Annotated in this window: 22 protein-coding genes; 6 read left to right on the top strand and 16 right to left on the bottom strand. The window is 45.9% G+C overall.

What is annotated here, in order from left to right:
• Window positions 1-253 precede the first annotated feature (253 nt).
• Both ffh and F551_RS0112625 read right to left on the bottom strand, forming a co-directional pair.
• The gene (gene ffh / locus F551_RS0112630) at window positions 254-1,756 is read right to left on the bottom strand and encodes a signal recognition particle protein (RefSeq protein WP_018997882.1); all 1,503 of its coding nucleotides are present in this window, start codon (window positions 1,754-1,756) and stop codon (window positions 254-256) included.
• A 292-nt stretch (window positions 1,757-2,048) separates the two neighbouring features.
• On the bottom strand, window positions 2,049-2,600 hold the full coding sequence (locus tag F551_RS0112625) for a TIR domain-containing protein (RefSeq protein WP_018997881.1): 552 nt from the start codon (window positions 2,598-2,600) through the stop codon (window positions 2,049-2,051).
• Between the two features lie 641 nt (window positions 2,601-3,241).
• On the opposite strand from F551_RS0112625, the gene F551_RS0112615 reads away from it, so the two are divergent.
• The gene (locus F551_RS0112615) at window positions 3,242-3,658 is read left to right on the top strand and encodes a TerB family tellurite resistance protein (RefSeq protein ID WP_018997879.1); all 417 of its coding nucleotides are present in this window, start codon (window positions 3,242-3,244) and stop codon (window positions 3,656-3,658) included.
• 88 nt (window positions 3,659-3,746) lie between these two features.
• Here the strand turns inward: F551_RS0112615 and F551_RS0112610 are convergent, their stop codons facing one another.
• From F551_RS0112610 to cobA, 7 genes are all read right to left on the bottom strand, one after another.
• Window positions 3,747-4,472, bottom strand: coding sequence for a hypothetical protein (locus F551_RS0112610; protein WP_018997878.1), 726 nt, complete (start codon window positions 4,470-4,472; stop codon window positions 3,747-3,749).
• A gap of 270 nt (window positions 4,473-4,742) precedes the next feature.
• Complete coding sequence (locus F551_RS0112605; protein ID WP_018997877.1) at window positions 4,743-5,486, bottom strand: phosphoadenylyl-sulfate reductase; 744 nt, start codon at window positions 5,484-5,486, stop codon at window positions 4,743-4,745.
• An 11-nt stretch (window positions 5,487-5,497) separates the two neighbouring features.
• Window positions 5,498-6,019 (bottom strand): DUF934 domain-containing protein, encoded by a 522-nt coding sequence (locus tag F551_RS0112600; RefSeq protein WP_018997876.1) that lies wholly within the window; start codon window positions 6,017-6,019, stop codon window positions 5,498-5,500.
• The gene (locus F551_RS0112595; protein ID WP_018997875.1) at window positions 6,006-7,661 is read right to left on the bottom strand and encodes a nitrite/sulfite reductase; all 1,656 of its coding nucleotides are present in this window, start codon (window positions 7,659-7,661) and stop codon (window positions 6,006-6,008) included. The genes F551_RS0112600 and F551_RS0112595 overlap by 14 nt, the downstream gene beginning before the upstream one ends.
• A 2-nt stretch (window positions 7,662-7,663) precedes the next feature.
• Window positions 7,664-8,308: a glutathione S-transferase family protein gene (locus F551_RS0112590; RefSeq protein ID WP_018997874.1), complete on the bottom strand. Its 645-nt coding sequence runs from the start codon at window positions 8,306-8,308 to the stop codon at window positions 7,664-7,666.
• Entirely contained in the window at window positions 8,308-8,628 is a 321-nt protein-coding gene (locus F551_RS0112585; RefSeq protein ID WP_018997873.1) for a DUF2849 domain-containing protein, read from the bottom strand. The genes F551_RS0112590 and F551_RS0112585 overlap by 1 nt, the downstream gene beginning before the upstream one ends.
• Complete coding sequence (cobA, locus tag F551_RS0112580; RefSeq protein WP_018997872.1) at window positions 8,625-9,473, bottom strand: uroporphyrinogen-III C-methyltransferase; 849 nt, start codon at window positions 9,471-9,473, stop codon at window positions 8,625-8,627. Before cobA ends, F551_RS0112585 begins: the two co-directional genes overlap by 4 nt.
• 170 nt (window positions 9,474-9,643) lie before the next feature.
• Here cobA and gcvA point away from each other — a divergent pair, with 170 nt between their 5' ends.
• From gcvA to F551_RS0112565, 3 genes are all read left to right on the top strand, one after another.
• Window positions 9,644-10,585: a transcriptional regulator GcvA gene (gene gcvA, locus F551_RS0112575; protein WP_018997871.1), complete on the top strand. Its 942-nt coding sequence runs from the start codon at window positions 9,644-9,646 to the stop codon at window positions 10,583-10,585.
• 151 nt (window positions 10,586-10,736) lie between these two features.
• Window positions 10,737-14,108, top strand: a complete 3,372-nt coding sequence (locus tag F551_RS0112570) for a superantigen-like protein SSL4 (RefSeq protein WP_018997870.1) — start codon at window positions 10,737-10,739, stop codon at window positions 14,106-14,108.
• Window positions 14,109-14,263: 155 nt separating this feature from the next.
• The gene (locus F551_RS0112565; RefSeq protein WP_018997869.1) at window positions 14,264-14,650 is read left to right on the top strand and encodes a chorismate mutase; all 387 of its coding nucleotides are present in this window, start codon (window positions 14,264-14,266) and stop codon (window positions 14,648-14,650) included.
• Here F551_RS0112565 and F551_RS0112560 read toward each other — a convergent pair.
• Window positions 14,614-14,985, bottom strand: a complete 372-nt coding sequence (locus F551_RS0112560) for an Hpt domain-containing protein (protein ID WP_018997868.1) — start codon at window positions 14,983-14,985, stop codon at window positions 14,614-14,616. The two genes, F551_RS0112565 and F551_RS0112560, sit on opposite strands and share 37 nt — an antisense overlap.
• Window positions 14,986-15,347: 362 nt before the next feature.
• Here F551_RS0112560 and F551_RS17405 point away from each other — a divergent pair, with 362 nt between their 5' ends.
• Both F551_RS17405 and F551_RS0112550 read left to right on the top strand, forming a co-directional pair.
• Window positions 15,348-15,485: a hypothetical protein gene (locus tag F551_RS17405; protein WP_155826004.1), complete on the top strand. Its 138-nt coding sequence runs from the start codon at window positions 15,348-15,350 to the stop codon at window positions 15,483-15,485.
• A 176-nt stretch (window positions 15,486-15,661) separates the two neighbouring features.
• Window positions 15,662-17,578, top strand: a complete 1,917-nt coding sequence (locus F551_RS0112550) for a coiled-coil domain-containing protein (RefSeq protein ID WP_018997866.1) — start codon at window positions 15,662-15,664, stop codon at window positions 17,576-17,578.
• A gap of 59 nt (window positions 17,579-17,637) precedes the next feature.
• Here the strand turns inward: F551_RS0112550 and F551_RS0112545 are convergent, their stop codons facing one another.
• The 6 genes from F551_RS0112545 to F551_RS0112520 all read right to left on the bottom strand — a co-directional run bounded on the left by F551_RS0112545 (window position 17,638) and on the right by F551_RS0112520 (window position 23,026).
• On the bottom strand, window positions 17,638-18,012 hold the full coding sequence (locus F551_RS0112545) for a VOC family protein (protein ID WP_018997865.1): 375 nt from the start codon (window positions 18,010-18,012) through the stop codon (window positions 17,638-17,640).
• 133 nt (window positions 18,013-18,145) lie between these two features.
• Entirely contained in the window at window positions 18,146-18,904 is a 759-nt protein-coding gene (locus F551_RS0112540) for an ABC-type transport auxiliary lipoprotein family protein (protein ID WP_018997864.1), read from the bottom strand.
• Window positions 18,905-18,919: 15 nt separating this feature from the next.
• Window positions 18,920-19,864, bottom strand: a complete 945-nt coding sequence (locus tag F551_RS0112535) for an MlaD family protein (protein ID WP_018997863.1) — start codon at window positions 19,862-19,864, stop codon at window positions 18,920-18,922.
• A gap of 14 nt (window positions 19,865-19,878) precedes the next feature.
• Window positions 19,879-20,658, bottom strand: coding sequence for an ABC transporter ATP-binding protein (locus F551_RS0112530; RefSeq protein WP_018997862.1), 780 nt, complete (start codon window positions 20,656-20,658; stop codon window positions 19,879-19,881).
• Window positions 20,655-21,797 carry an MlaE family ABC transporter permease gene (locus F551_RS0112525; RefSeq protein ID WP_033405036.1) on the bottom strand — a complete coding sequence of 381 codons (1,143 nt, stop codon included), beginning with the start codon at window positions 21,795-21,797 and terminating at the stop codon, window positions 20,655-20,657. Before F551_RS0112525 ends, F551_RS0112530 begins: the two co-directional genes overlap by 4 nt.
• Window positions 21,798-21,868: 71 nt before the next feature.
• A complete protein-coding gene (locus F551_RS0112520) occupies window positions 21,869-23,026 on the bottom strand; it encodes an MFS transporter (protein ID WP_018997860.1) in 1,158 nt (385 codons plus the stop codon).
• Window positions 23,027-23,065 lie beyond the last annotated feature (39 nt).

Genomic DNA, 23,065 nt, shown 5'->3' with positions numbered 1-23,065 from the left:
GCTTCACTCTCAACAAGTTTTGCTTTTGCTATCAAGACCCCTACAGGACACGCAACGACGAAAAATGGCAAATAAAAATACCTCGTCACTACAGCTAAACGAGCATCTAATGTAGGTGAAAAAACGGCTTTACAATTTTGACACTCCGCTTTCGAGGTCCAATTAGAAAAAAACATGAACGGCTTTTTCTCAAGTTCTGAATTACAAAACTTGCAGTAAAAAGGAGCTGAATTGTCGACGAACAATTGAGCGATCACTTCTTCTTGCCTCCGCGAGGACCGCCGAGGCCTGGAAGGCCGCCCATTCCGCCAGGCATACCAGGGCCACCAAGACCGGGTAAGCCGCCGCCCATTTTGCCTGCCATGTCTTGCAATGCTGCTGGGTCCATCGATTGCCCACCGGGCAAACCACCTTGGCCCATAGCGCCCATGGCTTTAGCCATTTGCTTCATGCCGCCCTTGCCCATTTTCTTCATCATGCCAGCCATTTGCTTGTGCATTTTGAGAACTTTGTTCACTTCAGACACTTCAACGCCAGCACCAGCGGCGATACGCTTTTTACGAGACGCATTTAACAAAGCAGGCTTGGCACGCTCTTTTGGTGTCATGGACATAATAACTGCATGCTGACGCTTGAGCACTCTATCATCGAGACCTTGAGCATCCATTGCTTGCTTTGCTTTTTTTGCCCCTGGCAACATACCCATGAGGCCACCAAGACCTCCCATACGCTCCATCTGCTTAAATTGCTCGGCCAAATCTTCCAGATCGAAAATACCTTTGGCCATTTTCTTGGCCATCTTTTCGGCTTTTTCCTGATCGATCTCAGCGGCTGCTTTTTCAACAAGGGAAACAACATCACCCTGCCCAAGAATACGGCCAGCAATACGCGTCGCATCAAAGACCTCTAGGCCGTCAGATTTTTCACCAGTACCTAGGAATTTAATTGGAAGGCCAGTTACAGCTCGCATGGAAAGCGCCGCACCGCCACGTCCATCACCGTCCATGCGTGTGAGGATAAGACCTGTCAGTTTGAGACGTTCATCAAAACGACGAGCTGTTTCAACAGCGTCCTGCCCCGTTAGCGCATCAGCAACAAGAATTGTTTCAGATGGGTTTGATACATCAGCCACTGAAGCTGCTTCACCCATCATTTGTTCATCCAGCGTCGTACGACCCGCTGTATCGAGGATTACCACATCATAGCCGCCGAGCTTTGCTGCATTAACTGCGCGCTTAGCAATGTCGACAGGCATTTGCCCATCCATGATGGGTAGAGAATCTACGCCGACTTGTCCGGCAAGGATTTCAAGCTGCTTCATCGCGGCTGGACGATACACATCCAGAGACGCAATTAGCACTTTCTTGCGTTCGTGCTCTTTTAAACGTTTAGCCAGCTTACCTGTTGTGGTGGTTTTACCGGAACCTTGAAGACCAGCCATCATGATAACAGCTGGAACGTTATCAATACGCAGCCCTTGAGCTTCTTCGCCACCGCCCAGCATTTCCACCAGACCATCGTGAACGATCTTGATAACTTGCTGGCCCGGCTTCACCGAACGGATAACGCTTTCACCAACAGCTTTTGGCTTAATGTCAGCTATAAACTGCTTGACGACATCCAAAGCCACATCGGCTTCAAGCAAAGCAACACGAATTTCGCGCAATGCAGACGACACGTCTTTCTCAGAAAGGGAACCCTTTCCGGTCAGGCCATCAAATACGCCCGAAAGTCTGTCTGTCAGCGCGTCAAACATGCGCAATCTCCTTATAATTCCGTGTTGAGTGGTGCATTTTACCTATAAGGCCAAAATGGCGTCACTCGCCTCTCCTTGCAAGCTATTCCGCCTTAATCGCGTTTAGAAAAACGCGCACAAAGCAATTCTACCCCGCTGGGCGCTATGCGCTGAGCGAGGGTGCTTCTGCTGGGCTCATCCGCTTCTACGGGATCGTCCCAGATCAAGGCGCAGTTTTAGCTACGCGGAAAGATGGGGGTGTATATGCTTGGAATAGAGACGGAGTCAAGGAAAGCAACCAACTACAGTGGACTTAATGTAGTTTATCAAGGAAAATTTCATTGATAGTTTTTGCTAGATTCAATGGATCCGTCGTTGCATGATAAATCAAATTGGTATGTTCTTTAAGTTCATCTATCAAAGCAGTGTGAACTTGCTGGTCCTCTAAGTGATCAACAAATACAATAGGTTTCTTCAGAAAAAACGCAGCAACTTCCAACTCTGTTCTTACCCATTCACTTGGTTTCATTGTGCGCTTACTGGGAGCCACAACAAGATCGCACTGTTCCATATTCTGAATAATCTTATTCAATATAGTTGAACGCGACACATCTCCACCACGCGGGCCTTCAATGGGATCATCTTCGGTAAACGAAAAATTTTCTACAATTTTAATACCAGCTTCGCGAGACTCAAATTCAGTAATCTGAGCGAGCACTTTTGTGTCATAGTCCCAACGATGACTGATAAAAACTTTTAGTGTCGCCAGCATCTCTGCCCGTTCTCTAAACCGAGCTTCAGAACCCTCAAAAGTTAGCCCACCGGCCTGCACTCTCTGCTTCTTCGTTTTAAATAGCCCGAACATTTCAGCACCCCATTTTGCGCATTAACCTTTTATTAACCAACAAAAACAGAAACGCAAGCCAAACTGGAATGAGAGTTGCTTTAACGGCCTTAGGTTGTAGGGGAATAAAACATCATGGCGCTCAATCGCTTATTCGCAATTTTCATTATTATCGGTACTTTTTTGATATTTCATCCGGCTCGAATGCAATACACTTTACCGTATGCAGTTCAGTCACTTTTCAAAAACTCAACATACACTCGTTCATTCAATGCCAATCATTTAAAGCACGTCACGACCAGCCCATTTTTTGCGAAAGGGTCTGTCATCGCTACGGAAGTCCGCGAAACAAATGGCGGACGACTTAAAGTGATAAACCATTTTGCAGACAAAAGCGTCATGAACAATTATATTTGCCACAAAAATGTGTGCTCAAATGCTCATAGTAGTGAGATAATGGGCTCAATACTATTTGTGCTGCTTCTGATATACGGATTTAGCACATTAATTAGAGGTCGGTCGGTATTACTCGAATAGTCAAATTTCCTAGTTTTGAAATTTCTTCGATTTTTTTCAGACTCTTTTTCCATCGATTAAGCGTGCATTAAATACTCTGGTGCAAATTGACCCTATTGGAACACACACCATTGAGGGTCCATTAGATGCTACCATCTAAATTTCGTATGTCTGCCGCAACCCTTCTCATGGGGTTGATCAAAGCTGATCAACAAATCAATGATGAAGAAGTGAATGCAGCATATGACTATCTAAATAACTTGGGTTCTGACGAACCTGAGCGCCCTTGGGCTCCCGGCGACAATGCCGCTATGGGACGCACATCGGGCAATCGCCTTAACGAAGCCTTGGGTGCTTTGCGCTTTTCTCCAGAAGAAGACCGCATGGACCTAATGGAAGCGCTTTGGCACGTAGCAGCAGCTGACGGAGATATCCACGACGCTGAAGAGGAATTTGTCGCTAGTGCTGCAGAGGCACTCGACCTTCCAAGATCTGTGGTTCAAATTATTCGTCCATCCATGGGTGATGCTAACTTTGAAATCGCACCTCGTCTTAGCGCATAAATTTCTAGCGCAAATTCGAACACAAAAACGCCGCTCTGATAAATATCAAGAGCGGCGTTTTTTTCATTTGAGTTTGATTAATTCCAAACTATTCCAAGCTGGGCGTTTTCAAAGCTGTAGGCGCGCCCCATTGCAATGCAGCTTCTTTTGCAACTGCATTTTTGGGACGTGGCACCAATCCAGACTGTGTCGCCACAACTTCAAAAACAGCACCATCTACCATAGGTGCGTATGCGCCATTTCCATAAATAGCATCAACGGCCCTTAGGTTTTTAAACAACTCATTTTTCCGAGACAACTGATAGATATCCAAAGCAGCAGATGTACCTTTTGGAGCTAAATCAAAAGCTTGTGGAGGCGTTGCATTTTCTTGTTCCACCTCATCAAAACGCCCTTGAAGGCGATCTAATCGATAGATTGCGTCATAACCTGTGACATTTGCCCATGGTTGCCATTTTAGGAAACGGGCATCGACACGAAAGGCATCGCCTGTAAGATCATAAACCACAGGCTCGCCAAAATCCTCATCCGGACCGGTTGGGATACGCATAGTCGCCGTATATGCTTGTGGTCCGGTTTGCGCAAATGTCACTTCCGCAGCGGGACGCTCATAAGTTAGACGCGCATATGTTTGCAAATTCAATCCTGCCAGTGCTGCAACTGCTGCACCAGATAAGAACACACCACCAAACAGAAAACGGCTTAATCCTGAGAACATTCTAAAGCGAAATAGCCGCCCTATTCCACCACCAACCATCAGCACGCCTACTAGTGCGGTGATTGCTGGAATTGCCCACCAAATCGAAAAATTCATATCAGTCTCACCCCTTCACTTCGCCTAACGCCACCCCCAGCGAACAATAACACATACAGGAAAGCTGCATTTACTTTCCATTAACCTGCTAGATATGCTCTTAACACGCGATGAATGGTTTAGAATAGTCAGATTCATCGAATGAGCGAATTTCAGGGCATAAAAAGAAAAGGTGCGTGTCTCGTTATAAAGAAACACGCACCTAATTTTTCAGTATTTCTCCACACAATATTGGAGCCACAAAATATTGGAGATTGTGTCGTCTTGAAATCAGAAAGCGCGACGACGTCCACCACCTTTTTCAATGTGAAGACCACATTCAGTCTTATTCATTCCAGCCCAGCGCCCTGAACGAAGATCGTTGGGATCTTCGGCGGGCTGAGTACATGGCCAACACCCGATGGATGGGTAACCTTGCTCAAGCAATGGGTGACGCGGCAAATTACGCGCTTTGAAGAATAACTTCACATCTTCTGGTGTCCAAGATGCCAACGGATTCACTTTGTAGCGCCCTGCAGCGAATTCAAATACAGGCAATTGCATACGCTCTCCGCCATGGAAACGCTTACGCCCCGTAATCCATGCATCAAAACCATGCAAAGCTGGCTCCAAAGGACGTACTTTTCGAATTTCACAACAAACATCTGGATCTGTTTTGTATAGATCATTTTTAGGATCTTCGATCATGCGCTCTTCTTCGTCCGGGTGAATGGTTTTCACGCCGGTCAGTCCGAGAAACTCGATCAAATCATCACGATATTGCAATGTTTGATGGAAGTGCATGCCTGTATCGATGAACAGCACGGGAAATGAAGGATCAACATCAGCGATCAGCGCCAACATAACGGCACTTTCAGCTCCGAATGAAGAAACGTAACAAATACGATCACCAAATTCACGCTTGCGTGCAGCTCGAATAATCGTTTGTGCAGATGCATCGCGCAATTCTTTATTCAAACGAAATAAACGCTCTTCACGTGTTTCATTTGAAGGTTGGGTTTCAGTGTCAGCCATCTAAAACCTCCCTATATATTTTTCGATGCTACATGACGGCGTGCAAAAATCGGTGTTTGAGCACCAGACGTGCGTTGATAGGCGTATGCAAAATCAGCTATCGCGTTTTCGACAACATCCGGCGCTTCACCTGAAGTTGGCTCAAAAACAAAACCATCAATTCCACAACGTGCCATCTGATCCATCTGATCACGTAAAACCTGACCGATAGCGCGCACTTCACCTTTAAACTGAAGACGACGACGCAATAATTGAGCTTGCGAAAAAGCACGACCATCTGTGTATTTGGGAAATGTCACCTCAACGAGAGACAAACGATCAATCACATCAGTAAGCTCAAGTGCGTCGTCATCGGGAACTAAACGTACTCCGATATCACCGTTACGTGCCAAAATGGCTTCTTTATCCGTTTTGAAGCGCTCCAGAGAAACGCACACCGCACCCTCTGTTGGAATTGGTTGATCATCTTCAACACACGCAAATGCATCTTCAATAATAGCTGCCTTGCCGTTCTCAAATTTAACTGTCGGCATAAAGAGCCTCCTTGAATGGCTCAGCGCCAAGGCGCTCTAGTGTAGAAATGAACTTCTCATCGGAGTTCTGACGAATTTCGAGATATTTCTGAGCAACGCGCTCAAGAGCAGGTGTAACTTCTTCCTGACGCAAACCAGGACCTTGGATATCACCAATGCGTGCTTTCTCATCAGCACGACCACCAAATGTAATTTGGTAGAATTCTTCACCCTTCTTATCGACACCCAAAATTCCAATGTTTCCAACATGGTGGTGTCCACACGCGTTGATACAACCAGAAATATTGATGTGGAGCTTGCCCAGATCACGGTCATACTTGGAAAACATGTTCTGAATTTCCATAGCAACTGGAATTGAACGCGCGTTAGCGAGATTACAATAATCCAGACCAGGACAACAAATTAGATCTGAAGCTAGATCTACATTATCGGCCCCCAGCCCTGCATCATCCAAGGCTAGATATACATTATACAATTCATCCAGTTTAATGTGAGGCAACACAATGTTCTGAATGTGAGTAACGCGAAGATCATCAAAGGAATAAGCTTTTGCAATATCGGCCAAAACACGCATTTGAGCAGACGTTGCATCACCAGGAGCCACATTTAACGGCTTCAAAGAGACTGTCACAGAGGTATATCCATCGACTTTGTGAGCAGATAGATTTGTCTCAGTCCATTTTGCAAAGCCTTCATCATTTGCTTTGGCTTCTTCATAAGCAGCGGAAGTCGCTGGTAATGTTTCAAAAGCTGGTGCTTTAAAGTAGTCGGAAATACGGTCTACTTCTTCTTGCGGCAGGCGCACTTTTTCTTCATCGCGCTGCGCTTCAAACTCTGCATCAACTTGTTTTGTAAACACCTCAGGCGTCAGCTCAGTTACCAAGATTTTGATACGTGCTTTGTATTTATTGTCGCGGCGACCATGCAAATTGTAGACACGCATGATAGCTTCAAGCCAATCAAGGATGTCGTCTTTGGCAACCCAATCTTTGACAGTCGTACCAACGATTGGCGTACGACCTAGACCACCGCCAACGATAATTTCAAATCCAACTTCACCAGCCGCATTATGTTTCATGTGCAATCCAATGTCATGCACGCGAATAGCTGCTCGGTCGGTTTCTGCTGCTGTCACAGCAATTTTAAACTTACGTGGAAGGTGCGCGAATTCTGGGTGGAAAGTAGACCACTGACGAATAATCTCACACCAAGGACGAGGATCTTCAATCTCCTCAGCTGTCGCACCAGCAAACTGATCAGTCGTCACGTTGCGAATACAGTTTCCTGATGTCTGGATAGCATGCATTTCAACGTTTGCGAGCTCTTCAAGAACTGTTGGAATGTCCTTCAAGGCTATCCAGTTAAACTGAATATTCTGGCGCGTTGTGAAGTGGCCATAACCTTTGTCATATTTCTCACCAACATCGGCTAGTGTACGCATTTGCTTTGAAGACAATTGCCCATATGGAATAGCAATACGAAGCATATACGCGTGCATTTGCAGATACACACCATTTTGCAAACGCAACGGCTTGAAGTGATCTTCGTCTAATTCACCAGATAAACGACGCTCAACCTGCCCTCGAAATTGGGCCACGCGGTCACGCACCATTTGTTCGTCAAATTCATCATAACGGTACATATTTAGTCGTCTCCGTGGGATAGTTCAGGATGGGCATGTTCTAGCCCTAAGTCTGTTTCGATACGTGCTACCCATCGGCGCACAGCAGGAAATTCATTGATGTCAAAACCGCCTTCATGCGCCCAACGCGTGTAAGCGACACAAGCGATATCAGCGAGAGAAAGTTTATCTCCAACGAGATAATCAGAATAATTCAGCAGCATTTCCATTGTGCCCAGAGCACGGCGGCCCTTTGCCATCAATTCTGGATCAATATCTTCATCGGCAAGCTTCAAATAATGCTTCTTAAAACGGCGCACAGCGATTGCTGGCTCATGGGTATACTGTTCCCAGAACAACCATGACTGCATTTGTGCACGCTGGAATGCATCATCAGGGATTAGATCAGCGCCTGTTTGCTCCGCGAGATACAACATAATTGCATTCGACTGAGGCAAAACGCGCCCATCGGGCCATCGCGCTAAAGGAACCTGTCCGACAGGATTTATCGCAAGGAACTCTTCAGTTTGCGTGTCACCTTTGAGCAGGTCCATCTCAACCCAGTCATAGGATGTGTTAGTGTACTTAGCGACCCATAGTGCTTTCAGACAGTTTCCACTGATACTATCCCCATAAAGCGTGAGCTGTGAAATTTCTCTTTTAGGCATTAATTCACCTCCGCCTGACGCCCGTAATTCGGGTGACATGTCGGGCCTTCTGCGCGGATGCTTTCACGCAAAGTCTCACGCCCTGTCACTTTCCCATCTTCTGTGACTTCCATCAAATATGGGTCCGTTGCACGTGTTTGGTCTTTTTTTGCTGCTTCAAGAGCTTCATCTGCAGCTTCATGTGTTAGCACCTCAGCCTCAGCAACATTTTGTGTCCAGTCGCCCGATGGAGTGCGATAGGTAGTAAACCCATTTGATGCATCCCAAGCTGTAACAACTTTAGGCGTGGCAGGTTTTAGTTTTGGACGTACAGAACTCATTGAGCTGCCTCCCCAGCAAGAATTTCAGATTGAGTTTTAGCGATTTCTTTTAAACCAAGCGCAGAAACTTCACCGATAATAAGAAGCGCTGGCCCAGCAATGTTGTGAATTTCGAGAAGATCCGGCAGAGATTGCAGATCTCCATATACGACTTTCTCATTGTCTCGTGTGCCGTTTTCTATGATGGCGACAGGTGTATCCCCAAGACGTCCTGCATCAATTAACCGGTCCGTGATGGCTGGCGCAGTTCCAACTCCCATATAAACTACAACAGTTTGGTTTGTTCGGGCCAATGCGCTCCAATCAAGATCTGGTATTTCACCCAATTTCGCATGACCAGTCACAAAAGTAACAGACTGAGCATGATCTCGATGCGTCAATGGGATTTGGTGAGAGGCAGCACATCCAAGAGCTGACGAAATGCCCGGAACCACTTCAGAACATATTCCTGCGGTGCGTAGAGCTTCCACTTCTTCTCCACCTCGGCCAAAAATAAAGGGATCGCCTCCCTTTAGACGCACAACACGAAGATTTCTTTGAGCGGCTTCGATTAGTTTTTCATGTATCTGTTTTTGCGGGACAGAATGATCGCCTTTAGATTTTCCAACAGGTATCAATTCAACGCCAGCCGGAATTAAGTCCATAATATCTGAACTCACGAGACGGTCATAAAAAACAATCTGAGCCTGCTGCAATCGCTTCAAGGCTTTAATCGTAAGTAATTCAACATCGCCCGGACCAGCACCGATAAGGCACACCGATCCAGCAGGAAAGCTATTTTCAGCATTTGTCTTTTGCGTTAGCTCAACTAAATGAGACTTGCTCGACTTTGCAGAATGCGCCATAGATAAACCCTTTAGTTTTACTCAAGATAACAAAGTCAGTCTTTTGTAAAACTCTCAACTAATTTGATAGACGGATTTATGCCGTTCTATCGCTACCGAACATAAGTGGCGCCTCAAGCGCTGAGTTACAATGTAATTGAGCTAAGCTGAAACTTTAGAGCAACTTCACAATGAATGATTCTGGCAACCCAATCGACCGTCTCCCTCCCTTAAATGCGCTTCGAGCATTTGAAGCAGCAGCAAGACGATTATCATTCACAAAAGCTGCAGAAGAGCTCAATGTAACACCGGGTGCGATCTCACAACAGATCCGTCATTTGGAGGAGTTTGCTGGTGCTCCTCTTTTTCGCCGCACGGGCCGCCAAGTCCTTTTAACCGATGTGGGAGAAGCTACTCTACCTCTTCTTACCAATGCATTTGAACAATTGGCAGAGGCTGCTCATGTGCTTCGCACACCCAAACGTCGCAACAGATTAATGATATCATGTGCCCCGTCTTTTGCTGCAAAATGGTTAGCTCACCGACTGGACAAATTTCAAGCGTTACATCCAGAAGCAGAGGTATGGGTTTCTTCAGACATTGCCATCGTCGATTTTGCAGGACCTGAAATTGATTTAGCGATAAGGTATGGCGGCGGTAATTACGATGGTCTACGTGTTGAAAAACTAATGTCAGAGACGGTTTTGCCAGTTTGCTCCCCTTCTCTTCTTGAAGGCCCGACACCTCTTCGCTCCCCGAGTGACTTAAGACACCACACCCTACTTCACGATGAAAGTCCTGAAAACGATCCCTCTTGTCCTGATTGGTCTAGTTGGCTGGCCGCCAGAGATATTTCAGATGTAGAAGCTTCAAGAGGGCCGCGTTTTAATCAATCCTCTATTGTCGTCGAAGCCGCCGCGTCCGGTCGCGGCATTGCATTGGCCAAAAAAGCCATCGCAGCGAATGATCTTGAAAGCGGGCGTCTGGTTGCCCCATTCGCTGATGGAACTAATGAGATTGATTTTGCGTATTGGACTGTTTGGCCTAGAGGCCGCACACAATCGCCTATTGCACGTGAATTTATCAAGTGGATAAAAGAAGAAGCCCAAGCAGAACAAGTCGTTGGGGTATAGCTGAAATTAAGTCGCTAGGTAATTGAATCTCATAGACTCTCGACATTTTACGTGAAATCCGCTTGAATGGCTTAACTATTTATTAGGATTAACGTTAAGCGCACTTCATGCTAGTCATTGAGAGTGTTTAGATTCTGTTGGGCGAGTAATCATGACCTTTTGGCGTCAAGGAAGCAATGATTCATTGAGTGACAAGCTAGTGCGGCCACGCAGTAGCGGGTCTTATTGGGACCGTAAACCCACTCCAAAGAATACTGAAACCGCTGAGACTCCTCTGCGGGATGCAGCGGATGTTTTTTCAGATGTTACCGATGATATTGGTGACAAAACTGAAGCGGCATTGGAAAGCTCCAAAGACGAAATCACAAAAGCTGTCGAGACAATTTTCCCTGAAGAATCAGAGGCATTAGATGAGGCATCGCTAGATGCAGCCGATGATCTGCCCGAACTTCCAGATGCTCCATCTTTAGATGAGACTCTAGATAATGTTGATTTGGATGATGTACTCGCTACTCCGCCGTCCTTAGATGAGTTGGATGACAATATTGATTTACCCGATGCGCCAAGTGAATCTTCACTCCAGTCTCTTTCTCTAGATCAGGAAAACGAATCCGACTTAGACGATGATAGCGGTTTGGGAATCCCTCCAACTCATTTTGAGAGTGAAACAGAGACTCTCGAAGTTAACGAGGATTTAGAAATCCCTGACATCGACGTTAAGGAATTAGAAACCCAGAGTTTGGAAGATCAAGACTTAGATATTCCAGAACTGGAAGAAATTGACCTTAACTCAACTTCTTCTGATGAAGGCAAAATGCCGCCGGTTCTTCCGGTTAGCGGACACGCATCTGGAAACGCAGCTCACAAGTTTGATGAGGAAGAGTTTCAGAATGATGATGACAATAAAGATCCAGAAAGTGAATCTGTAGCCGTGGCTGATGCGGTCAAAGATAATCAAGACAACGACATTGAAGAAAATGTCGACACTGGAAATGAGTCTGGCCAAATCATTGAATTCCGCCCTAATGGAGGTCGCGGAGATATAGCTGCATCTGCTGACAATAGCGACGACTTAACCGAAGAAGAACGCTTAGCAGTATCTCTTTCAGAAGGCGAAAGTGATGTTAATGCTTCGGATTCAAAATTCAGCACGCGTATAACTAAGCCCAAAAGCGATGGGCCCATTGTAACACCTCGCCAAACAGCTGCTTCTTATTACGACACTGATGAGCAAGTGTATGAAGCGGGCTTCGACCATGATGATGGATACTACGTTCCAGCTCACGAGTCTGACGGTAGCGGCAAAAAAGTAGCGCTTTACCTCGCCGGGGCCGCATCCATTTCAGCTATTTGTGCTGCAGTATACTTTATGCTTCCCAAAGGAAGCGATGAAACTATACAAACTGCTGATGCGGGTAGCGATGCAACACCATCTCTGCCTCAAATCACCACAAGAGATGCTTCAACCACATCCGCAGCCACTACGAACGCAGCGACTGCGACTGATGCTGCTCTTGATGATTCTCGCGTATTTTCAGACCTAGAAGCTACGGGTACTGAAGAAGCAACCACAGCCATCAGTGAGCCGGTTGGTGAATTGTTTGCTTCGACTACCGAAGCTGCAGATGATATCGCCAAAGCTCCTTCGACAGAAAGAAACCTTTCTTCAAACACAACGACTTTATCTACTCCTGAGCTAAAAACACCAGAAGTATCAACTCCTAAAGTCACCGAAAAAGCGCCTGAGCTCACTCTATCTGCTCCAAAGGTAAGTGAACCAACTACACCCACGATAGCCGCTCCGGTTGTTGAAACTAAAACTGTAGAACCTCCACCTGTTGCGAAAATAGAGACGCCAAAACCCAGCTATTCCGGCCCAAGCTTTGGTTCCACAACAGATAACGCTACACCTAAAACAGCTCCCAAAATTGCTAAACGTAAGTTGTTTGGCAGCAACCGTAGCGAAAATAGGCCAGCTAAAATCCTTCGCACCAATACTACGAGATCGGTTGCTCCGATCGCGGTATCTGTCGGTGAACGCGTTTATGATGGTGTGCTGAGAGCCGGAAGCATGCCGCAGACAATCATTGATGCATTGTTTGCAAACGGCACTTACCTCGCTGGCAATGAACAAAAGCAATTTGCCTACAATGTACGACACGCAGCTAAAACAACAGCAGATGGTGAGATAAACACCGTTGTTACACAAAATGGTACACGAGTTGATCTTCACTTCTTATCGACCCAGAACGAAGTACGTCCTACATTTATAACTCGCTCTGATAAGGTTGAGCCACTTCCGCGTTATATGCTGTTGCAGGATGATTGGGTTCGCGTAGCAAACCCTACTAAGCTATATGCAGCGCCAACTCAGTTTGACCAGACTGTACTGAGAAGCCTGTCTCTTAGCACTTCAATGGAACGCATGGGTGTTGTTACTGACTCTTCTGGTGAACAATGGTCTCTAATTGGTCAAAATGGCGTTGCAATCGGATATGTTCCAAGTGCAGACCTCACCAGCCTTTCAGGAACCGGTACAACTTCAGTCAACGCATTCAAGACGAACATTTCTAGCAGCGTAATTGAACGCATAGATGTGAGCGTACCGTGTCGTGACTATGCGATGACCGTGAATGGCACGGGCTCAATGCATTCAGCATGCATGACTCCCGATGGCGACTGGATGTCTAAAGAAGGTGCAGCAAGCGGGCTATCATACACAACCGCGCCACCAACAACATCTTTCACATCTTCAACGCCTACGATTGTAAGTGATCTCGCATATAGGCCTCCAGCTCCAGAGCGCACTGAATTGTCTGAAGATGCTGAGGCTATCTTGTTCAAACAGGAGACATTGCGCCGTGATGCTCGTCATGGACAAGGTTCAGCCAGTCAACGTATTGGATCATTGTTTGGTCAAGTTGATGCAAAATCAGCCGTCAGCATTTCTTCACCAGATGGGCGTATTGGCGAATTAGAGTTTGAAGCAAATCCTGAACTTCAGAAAATTAGCAGCTCAACTTCGCAAGTGACTCTGAAAACCGGTCTTGTGCAGCTTGATAAACAAGTCCGCCTTATGAATGCTCCAGCAGGAACAATTGTTCCTGAAGCTGAAACTGTCATGCGCGGCGATGTGCTTGAAGCAATATCCGTTTCAACCACGCCAACTGGTGAAAGCTGGACTCTTGTGGGCGAAAATGGTGTTGGATATGGATATGTGCGCACCGATTATACGTCATCGATGTCGACACAAAATGTAGAATCAACAAGGCTCTATGACGGTTTCAACGCCGCTCAGGCATTGGGTGGTGCACCAGCTGTTAGCGATGCTGTTGAAGTTAACTTTCAGCCTGCTGCGCCAGAATGTCAGACTGCTGTTTACGATGCAGGTGGAGAATCTGGAACTTTGAAGGCTTGTTTGCAGCCAAACGGTACTTGGACAGCTGAAATTATCCCAAACTCAGGTTATGAAATCAGATCAGCTGCAACAGACAATTCTCTGCTGGGTGGACCATCATTCTAATATAAAGTCTCTAATTCCTTGAGAGATATCTATTTTATAAAAACAGGCTGCGTAAAAACGTCGCCTGTTTTTCTTTGCCTTCTTGTCAGACAGTTCAACTCATCCTAACTCTGTCGAATAGATTTATCAGCATCTGAACAGAACGAGAATTAAATATGCCGGCCTCCCCGAACTCGAAAGAACAATCAAGCGGTGTTGCCAGCGAAACATACACTTCCGATGCACGCAAAAATACTGGCCCAGAATGCCAGGATATGACGGATGTACGCTATGAAATCGATCGGATCGATCGTCTTCTCGTGGAAATTATCGCTGAACGAACAACATATATAAAAGCTGCTTCTCGCATTAAGCCGGATCGTGACATGGTACGTGATGTACCTCGCATAGAAGATGTTGTGTCCAAAGTACTCAAACAAGCAGAATTACATAATCTTCCCAAAGAGGTTGCAGAACCAGTTTGGCGTCTTCTGATTGAACGCTCTATTGCTTATGAATTTGAAGCCTATGATTCCTTGAACGCTTCAGACATCGATAATTGATGCTCTACTTGCGCAAGCGCTTCTGAAACTTCAATCATTCGGTCTTTGATCTGGCTAATTAATACTCCGGCTTCAGCTTTTGGCACATCGCCCTCTCGGCCTCGCGTTTCAGCCTGACCACAAGCTTCTCCCAAATCCATAGCACCAATGCTTTTTGCTGCACCTTTAATTGAGTGTGCAGCATCAGCCCACTGCTCACACGGCGCATCTGCATCCAACATTCGTCCCCAAATCTCACACTGGTGTTTGAATATTTCCAATACTTCCCGAGCTAGTTCGATGTCACCACCCGTCATACTACTCAAATGATCTAGATCAATTACATTCTGGGTCATGCTGTTTTCATCTTTCAGATTGAATTTGGAACCGCACCATACAGACAAGCATAATTATAAATTTCTGGTAAAATCATGCACCGGACAATCATTCATTTTAGTTTCAGAAATCGATTGTTAGACTCTGTTTCCATTGAACACTTGATTTGTTTCAAAATGAAACATCAACGCCTTTTTGCTTCATACAGAAACACTTAGATGAGCAATTTTACTTCAATCCCAGACTACTTTCTACATGGTCATTCTTTTTTATTCTGATTTCACCAAAATTAATTCTGTATCGTTTTTCGATATTTTTAATAAGTTTAACTTGATTTTTAGTGTTTTTCGATTAATGCTTCTGCTAAGCTTTGGAGGCAATCATGCTGGGTCTATTAATTCTAATACGCGATTCTTTGCTAGTAATACTAATGTCTTGGGCAGGTATAGACGCTGCGCCAGAGAAACAAGACGACAAAAGTTCTGCGCCAGCTTCATCAAGCTTTTCGCGCTTATTCTAGCGAATAAAAACGATCTATATAAAAATATAAGTATTATGCTAGTGGCGCTTTTCAGCGCCATTATTCACTTAAAACGTGAGCAGACACTCCAAAAATTCACTTGGTTGGCTATTTTGACATGTAATGGCCCAGATCTTGACTGTATAATGTCAGAGTCATCTGTATAGTTGTATGCCATGAACCAAGTAACAAGACCAATTAAGAGTAAAAAAGACCTAGAGCTACGCCTTGCCCATGCGCGCAAAGCTGGAAGCTGGATGCCATGGGCCACAACAGCCCTCGCCTTCACATGGTGGGGTGGCGCAGCTGCTTATTCTCTTGGGAAGTATGGAATTGAAGCATTACAAATAATGCCTCCGGCTGAATTGGGCGGAGCAATTGCTATGGCCGCAGGACCTGGCCTAGCATTGATTATGTCTGGCTTTATGGCCCGAGAGTCTACACGCTCAGCTCGCGCAAATGAACTTGTGCTAGCAGCATCTCAAGAATTATTATCTCCGGCATCTGCTCTGTCAGAAGAGGTCCAAACACTTGGAGCAGTCATCGCAAAACGTTCTGACGAAATTCAGGACACATTAAACGAAACCGAAGCGCGCGTTCAAGTCATTCGAGATGACATGAAAGAAAGCTCTGATTCAGCTATGAAAGCTGCAGAGGTTGTTCGAGCGGATTCAGAAGCGTTGAAGTTCAAACTTGCTGCTGAACGCGATGAATTGCTAAGCCTTTCAAATTCCATTCGCTCTCAGGCCGCATCATTGGCAGAAGCCATTCCTATGCACGCCGAAAAAATGGTTCGCGCAGCCTCAATGGCCCAATCCGAAGTCCAGAAAGCCGGAAAGCAGTTGGACGACCGCCTAAACACTATTGAAGTAACAGGCAAAAATTTATCAGCATCCGCAGCGAACTTAGATCACATGACAGCAGAGAGCCGCAAACGTGCTCAACAGCTTGTTCAATCTCTCATGTCGATCAATGAGAACCTACTTGGATCCTCAAGAACAGTCGACAATGCTCTTAAAGCAGGTGACATGGCCGTTGAAGCTTCAAAAGCGACAGCTCACGCAATACGAGATGCCATGGACACCGCATTGGATGGTGCTCGCCTGACTTCTGAAAAAGTTGCGCAACAAGCTTCGAAAACAAATACTGAAGCTGAAGATGCAATGAAACGCCTCATTGAAACAGCTGCTCGTGCCGAAGGCCTTGTTAAACAGGCTATGGAAACCACGAACGCACATGTTGAAGAAACAGAAAAACGCATGGATCGCATGGGTGATCACATGTACCAAGCAGCATCAAAGGCAACTCATGCAGCTGAAGCTGGTCTTGATCGCGCACGAATGCGTATTGAACGTGCGTCACAGCTCCTCAATGATGGCTTAGATGAAACTGTAAGCAATGCTCAGGTTGAAGACAGACCGATCGAAGTGCAAAAACCTCGTGTCGCTGCGCCTTCACCTCGACCATCTTATAGGGATCAATCTTCTGCAAAGCCAGCTCCAGATTTGTCTCCCTTTGACCCGCTGGAAATAGAAGAAATAGATAACGCCTCTCAAACACCAGAGTATTCTCGCAATTTATCGAAACCGACTGCATCAGCTGAGCCTTCGAGCCCTACTGCGGCAGCAGCTCATGAAGTGCAACAGCTTTCAAAAGAGAGACAACGCGAAGCTCAAGCAAAGAGAGACGCTCAATCTGGCATGTCATGGAAGGATCTTCTCTCCAATATTGGAACAGAAGGCAATTCAGATGTTCACAACGAAACAGCTTTGGCCTTTGTGGAACAATTAGATCGATCAGGCATTCGATTAAAGCGCGCCATCCGGTCTTCAGACTTGCGCCGGATTGCAGCTGCTACCGCTCGCGGTGAACGCCAACGTCGCCGTGCTACAAAACAAGCTGCACCCGGTGAATTGACTCAAATCCAACGCCTTCTAACTCAAGATGAAGATTTACGGATTGCAGCGGAAAGCTATCTTGCACTTGAAGAAGAAGAAGCAATCAAATTCCTTAACAACGCTGAGCGTTCCCGCGAAGATGCTGGCCCTCGTCTAGCTGCATATCTATTGCTCGATGCAGCGCTGACTAAATAGTTTTTTTCAAGAAAAACAAAGCCCGCTAAAGACGAAGTCAGCGGGCTTTTTTATTGCTCTTATTTTTTCATGATACAAAAAGCATTCAACTTATTTCCATCAAGATCACGGAAATATCCAACATAGAAAGTGTCACCGCGCGGCCCAGGCTCTCCCTCGCAAGTTCCACCGAGTTCGATAGCTTTGTTGTAAAATGCTTTCACTGCGTCTTCATTTTCCATTTCCAACGCAATCATAACGCCATTTCCAACTGTCGCCTCTTTACCATCATGAGGACGAACTAGAGAAAAGGCTGTAGTCTCCATGCTTTCTGCCCAAACCAAATAGTTTTCAGCTTCCATGGTTCTTTTTATGCCGCGAGACTCAAAAAGAGCATCATAAAATGCTGCAGCCTTGTCAAAATCGTTTGTGCCAACCGTTGTGTAACCAATCATAAGATCGTCCCTCTAAATCAAACTGGAAGATGGACAATTCATACACACGCTACTGACACAATACTGACAGTAGTCACGAAAAAGCGCCTCGAAATATCTTTCAAGACGCTCTACAAAATCTCTGAAAAGGAGATCAAATTTCCGGTGTAAGTTCTTCTACCAATTCATCAGTAGATGATTCAGGAGCTTCTTGCTCTCTTTCAGCTTGGCTTTCTTCACGTTGTTTAAGAAGTTTTGCCCTCTTCGCAGCCCGCTTTGCATCACGTTCAGCCACGAGATCATACGGGATGGAGTGTTTTGCAACCAAATCAGCAGCATTTTCAGCCGCGCCTTTTATTGCACGCGCTAACGCTTCGGCGCGAACAACAGAATTTCTACCATCAACGGCTTCAATAGCTTGAACGACTTCCGACGCGATAATTTTTTTATCGCCTGTGCGAGTTATAACCATGCGAAATTTACACACAGCCTGCTCTGATGAATTATCTACAGTGAGATCCAACAAGCTAAGTTTTAAATCATAGTCACCGCGGGCACCCACTTGCACAGGCACTGCCAATCCATCACCATCGGATACTGTCAAAGATTCAACAATAGCGGCTTGCAATAAGCGAGCAGGAGAATCTGCCCATTTGACATCTTTTATATAGCGAATTCGTTGGTTTTCTGATGCTGCAATTTCAGCTCCAGCAAATGCGCCCATCGCATCTGGGATGTGAACCACGACATTCGTTTTCAACGGCAAGCTAGCGCCTTGAAATCCACTCGTCGGCAACCGCACTAACGCTTCAGGTGTTTGAGGCTCAGGTAAAACTGAAACACATCCAGACAAAGCCATTCCACTCACGATTAGCGGCAAGAAAAGACGTTTTCTTAATTCACGTTTCAACATGATTTCTACCACTCTCTATTCATATGGTTTCACATCACCCAACACAAACTCGCGTGGGTCACGTTCTAATTCAGCGACGACGCCATCCAAACGCTGCATCAACAATTGAACATCTTGCAATGTCGTAGATAACTCATTCATAACTTCTTGGGCATCAGGTGCCAATTCATCCGTGATGACACCTTCTACTGAAACAATGGTTTTATCAGCAGTTTTAACAACACCCTGCATATCTTCCAGCAAGAGCATGGTGTCTTTCGTCATCATTGCAACATTGGCATCAAACTGCACACTAGCCGCATCTACAGCTACTGCAGCTTCATTCATTGCCGCACCAGCCCCTTCCATTGCACGGATGGCACGACGCGCATCAGCCGCAAGGCCTTTCTCACCGCTAGTCATAGCCGTCAATTCTTCAATATTTGCCAAAATATTGGAAATGCGGTCGACATTTTCCGGACGAAACAGTGTGTTCACGCGATTAAGCGTGTCTGTTCCTGTAGTGATTAAGCCTTCTCCTTCCGAGAAGATTTGTTCCAACTGCGTCTTATCTGTCTTAATCCTTGGAGGATATGGCCGCACACCTTTGCTCAACAATGGTTCATCGGGACTTCCAGCTTTAATCTGAATAAATGTCATTCCAGTGATACCCAGCAAACCTAGCTCAGCTCGGGAATCTGATTTTACAGGCGTATTTGAGTCGACACGGATGCGGGCTATCACATTGTTAGGGTCTGTGGAATCAAGACCAAGGTTTGTGACTTCACCAACCTTAATCCCGTTGAAACGTACTTCTCCACCTTCGGACAACCCATTTACAGCTCCCTCAAAGACCACATCAAAAATTGCATATTCTTTGGAGAATTGAACCTTGGATATCCAAACCGCAAACAATACGAAAGCGACCATCGCCATCATAACGAATGCACCGATCAACCCATAATTTGCGCGCGTTTCCATTCGAACCGCCCTTTCTAACTAATACCCAAGGCAGCGCGTCCACGCGGCCCGGAAAAGTATTCTTGTATCCAAGGGTGAGGATTTGCCCGTACCTCATCCATTGTACCCACGGCTAGCACTTGGCCAGCATTTAAAACTGCAATCCGGTCACAAACCGCATGCAGAGAATCCAAATCATGCGTCACCAAAAACACAGTTAGCCCCAAGGCATCACAAAGCGACCGCAGTAATATATCAAAATTGCCAGCCCCAATCGGGTCCAGCCCCGCTGTTGGTTCATCTAAGAAAAGCAATTTTGGGTCCAATGCCATAGCACGCGCCAGTGCTGCTCTTTTACGCATGCCCCCCGACAGATCAGATGGACGTTTGGGCGCAGCATCAGCCTCCAACCCCACCATTCGAACTTTCATACACGCTAATTCCTGCATGAGAGAAATCGGCATATCCAAGTGCTCGCGCATGGGTGCCATAATGTTTTCTTGAACGCTCAACGTTGAAAACAACGCCCCATCCTGAAACATCACTCCCCATTTTTGTTCAATCTGACGACGCTCTTCGCGCCCAAGTGAAGTAAGGTCCTCACCAAAGACTTCTATATCGGCATGTTTTGGTTGGATTAGCCCAACGATAGATCGCAGAAGAACGGACTTACCTGTTCCTGATGGACCAATAACGCCCATAATCTCGCCTGCGCGGACATCAAGATCGAGATCTTTGTGGACAACCTTAGACCCAAATTGATTGGTGAGATTGCGTACTTTAATTGCAAGCTTGTTTTCGGGTTCTTGCATCATAATCCCATCTCCATATAGAGCATGGCAAAAATCGCATCGATTACGATAACCAAGAAAATAGCTTGAACCACGGATGAAGTTGTGCGCTGCCCAAGTGATTGGACATCACCCGACACAAGCATTCCCTGTCGGCATCCAACTAGCGCGATTACTGTAGCAAATACGGGAGCCTTGACCATCCCAACCCAAAAATTCTGACCAGGTACCGTGTCCTGAATGCGTTGAATAAACATGGCCGGCGAAATATCCATCACGCCCCACATCACCAATAATCCACCAACTAAGCCAGACATCATTGCAAAGAAAGACAAAAACGGCGTCATTACCCAAAGTGCTATAAGGCGAGGCGCGACGAGCACTTCCATGGGGTTTAATCCCATAACGCGCATTGCATCGACTTCTTCACGCATGCGCATAGCTCCAATTTCGGCAGTGAAAGAACTATCAGTTCGTCCAGCTAACAAAATAGCGGTAAGCACGAGACCAAACTCTCGGAGCATCAGGAAGCCAACCATCTCAACGGTGAAAACTTGGGCGCCAAAGGACTGAAGTAAATTTACCCCCAAGAATGCGATCACCAATCCAATAAAGAATGAAAGCATGGACACAATCGGAAGCGCGTTTAGTCCAGCCTCTTCCATCACCGAAACCACGGATGTCCAACGAATTCTTTTAGGATTGAGCATCAATGAAAACACTGTTGAAAAAGCTTCACCGATAAACTCAAGAATACCCCAGCCTTCTTTCAATGCATCGACAAGGCCATGTCCAAGGTTCTCAGCTAACTCATGCAAACCATGTTTCTTTTTAGGTGGCATGGTATGCTCAGGCTTGGCGTCGTTCACTGTTTTCAGCAATGATCTTACACTTAAGGTGTCGCCAACTATTTTGGCCCGCTCTCCAGAAACTGCTCCAATTTTGCGTAGAGTGCGATCAACAACATATGCACCCGCAGTATCAAAATCTTCTAGCTGGGAAACATCCAATGATAATTCTGAGCTAACCTCTTTCGCGCTTAGACTTCGAAGCGCTTGATCAATTGCACCAACTGTAAACGCAGTCCACACGCCCTCGAGCACCATTACGGGATTCCCCGAAAGGTCTGTGGTAATATCAAAACGGGCTTGGGCCTGAGCCAAGAAACGCTCCTTCTGCGCTTTTTCTCTTGTCTCTAAAGTCGCCTAAATAGCTTTAAAAATCACCTACATTATCATTCAAGGCGAGTTGATATCCTTAACATCATCAGGCAGGCGAATATTGCACCGATTAAGGATAACCCAGCCATGTACCAGTACCCTTGAGCACCAATCTGCTCGTATAGAAAGCCAGATGAAATGCCTGCTACCCCAGTAATTGCGCCGGTAACGGCAGCTAAAAGTGTAAAAGCCAAAGTTTGATCTTCTTTCGCTATATCACGATGAATGACTCTTACGCCTCCAAGATAAGTCGCAGCAAAAGTTAATGCATGCAAATTTTGAAGAATAAAAGTGCTAACAAGGTCAGGTACAAAACCATAAATAGACCAGCGTATTATGGAACCTAAAGCTCCAACCAACACTAACCTTTGCGGTGTTACCCAATTTGGTAATTTGACAGCCAACGCCAAAAAGGCGATTTCCAACACAACACCTGTAACCCACAGATAGCTAATAACACTGCCTGAAAATCCTTGTTTTTCCCAGATGACAGATGAAAAACCATAGTAGAATCCGTGAGCAGCTTGCACACATGCAGTACTTATCATCAAAAGGTACAGTGTTGGTCGCTTGTAAAGTCTGAACCCACGCACAATTCTCTGATAAAAACCCATTGGAGCGTTGTCTTTTCCCAATGGGATGGCTGGCATCAAATATCCCGTCACGATTAAACCAAGCAATAAGGCTGTGATAATGGGGACAAGACTCTCAATTCCAATAGTATCAATCAGCGCACCACCGAGAAAAACACCAATTACAAACAACCCAGAAGCAATGGCTCGCCCTTGCCCAAAACTGGGCTTCCTATCGTCAACCACCAATAGCAGGCTTGCTTCGCCTAAGGGAATAATTGCGTGAATTACCGACATGAGAAAAAAACCGACGATTGCGAGCAATATCGGCTGGTGCGTAAAATTAAGTGCTAAATACCCAGCCCATGCCAAGAGGGCCAAAATCAATGAAGCTATTTTGGCAGTGCGCGCATCTGCCCAAGCGGAAATTAGAGGGCCAACAAAGATTCTAGCTAGCAGCGCCCCAAACAGCACAAAGCTAATTTGTGGACCATTTAACTGCCTTGCCTCTTCCAACCAAACAGGAAGATATGGCAATTGAAATCCAAAGATAAAATAGAAAAGACTAAGGTGTAGAGTTGCTCGCCATGAATTATTCATGACGAGCTGTATCCTCTAAATTGAGAAGAAAGTCCAAAC

This window comes from Hirschia maritima DSM 19733, from assembly GCF_000378345.1.
Lineage (GTDB): Bacteria > Pseudomonadota > Alphaproteobacteria > Caulobacterales > Hyphomonadaceae > Hirschia > Hirschia maritima.
Note: the sequence above shows the minus strand (reverse complement) of the source record. Positions and strands in the feature narration are given on the sequence as shown.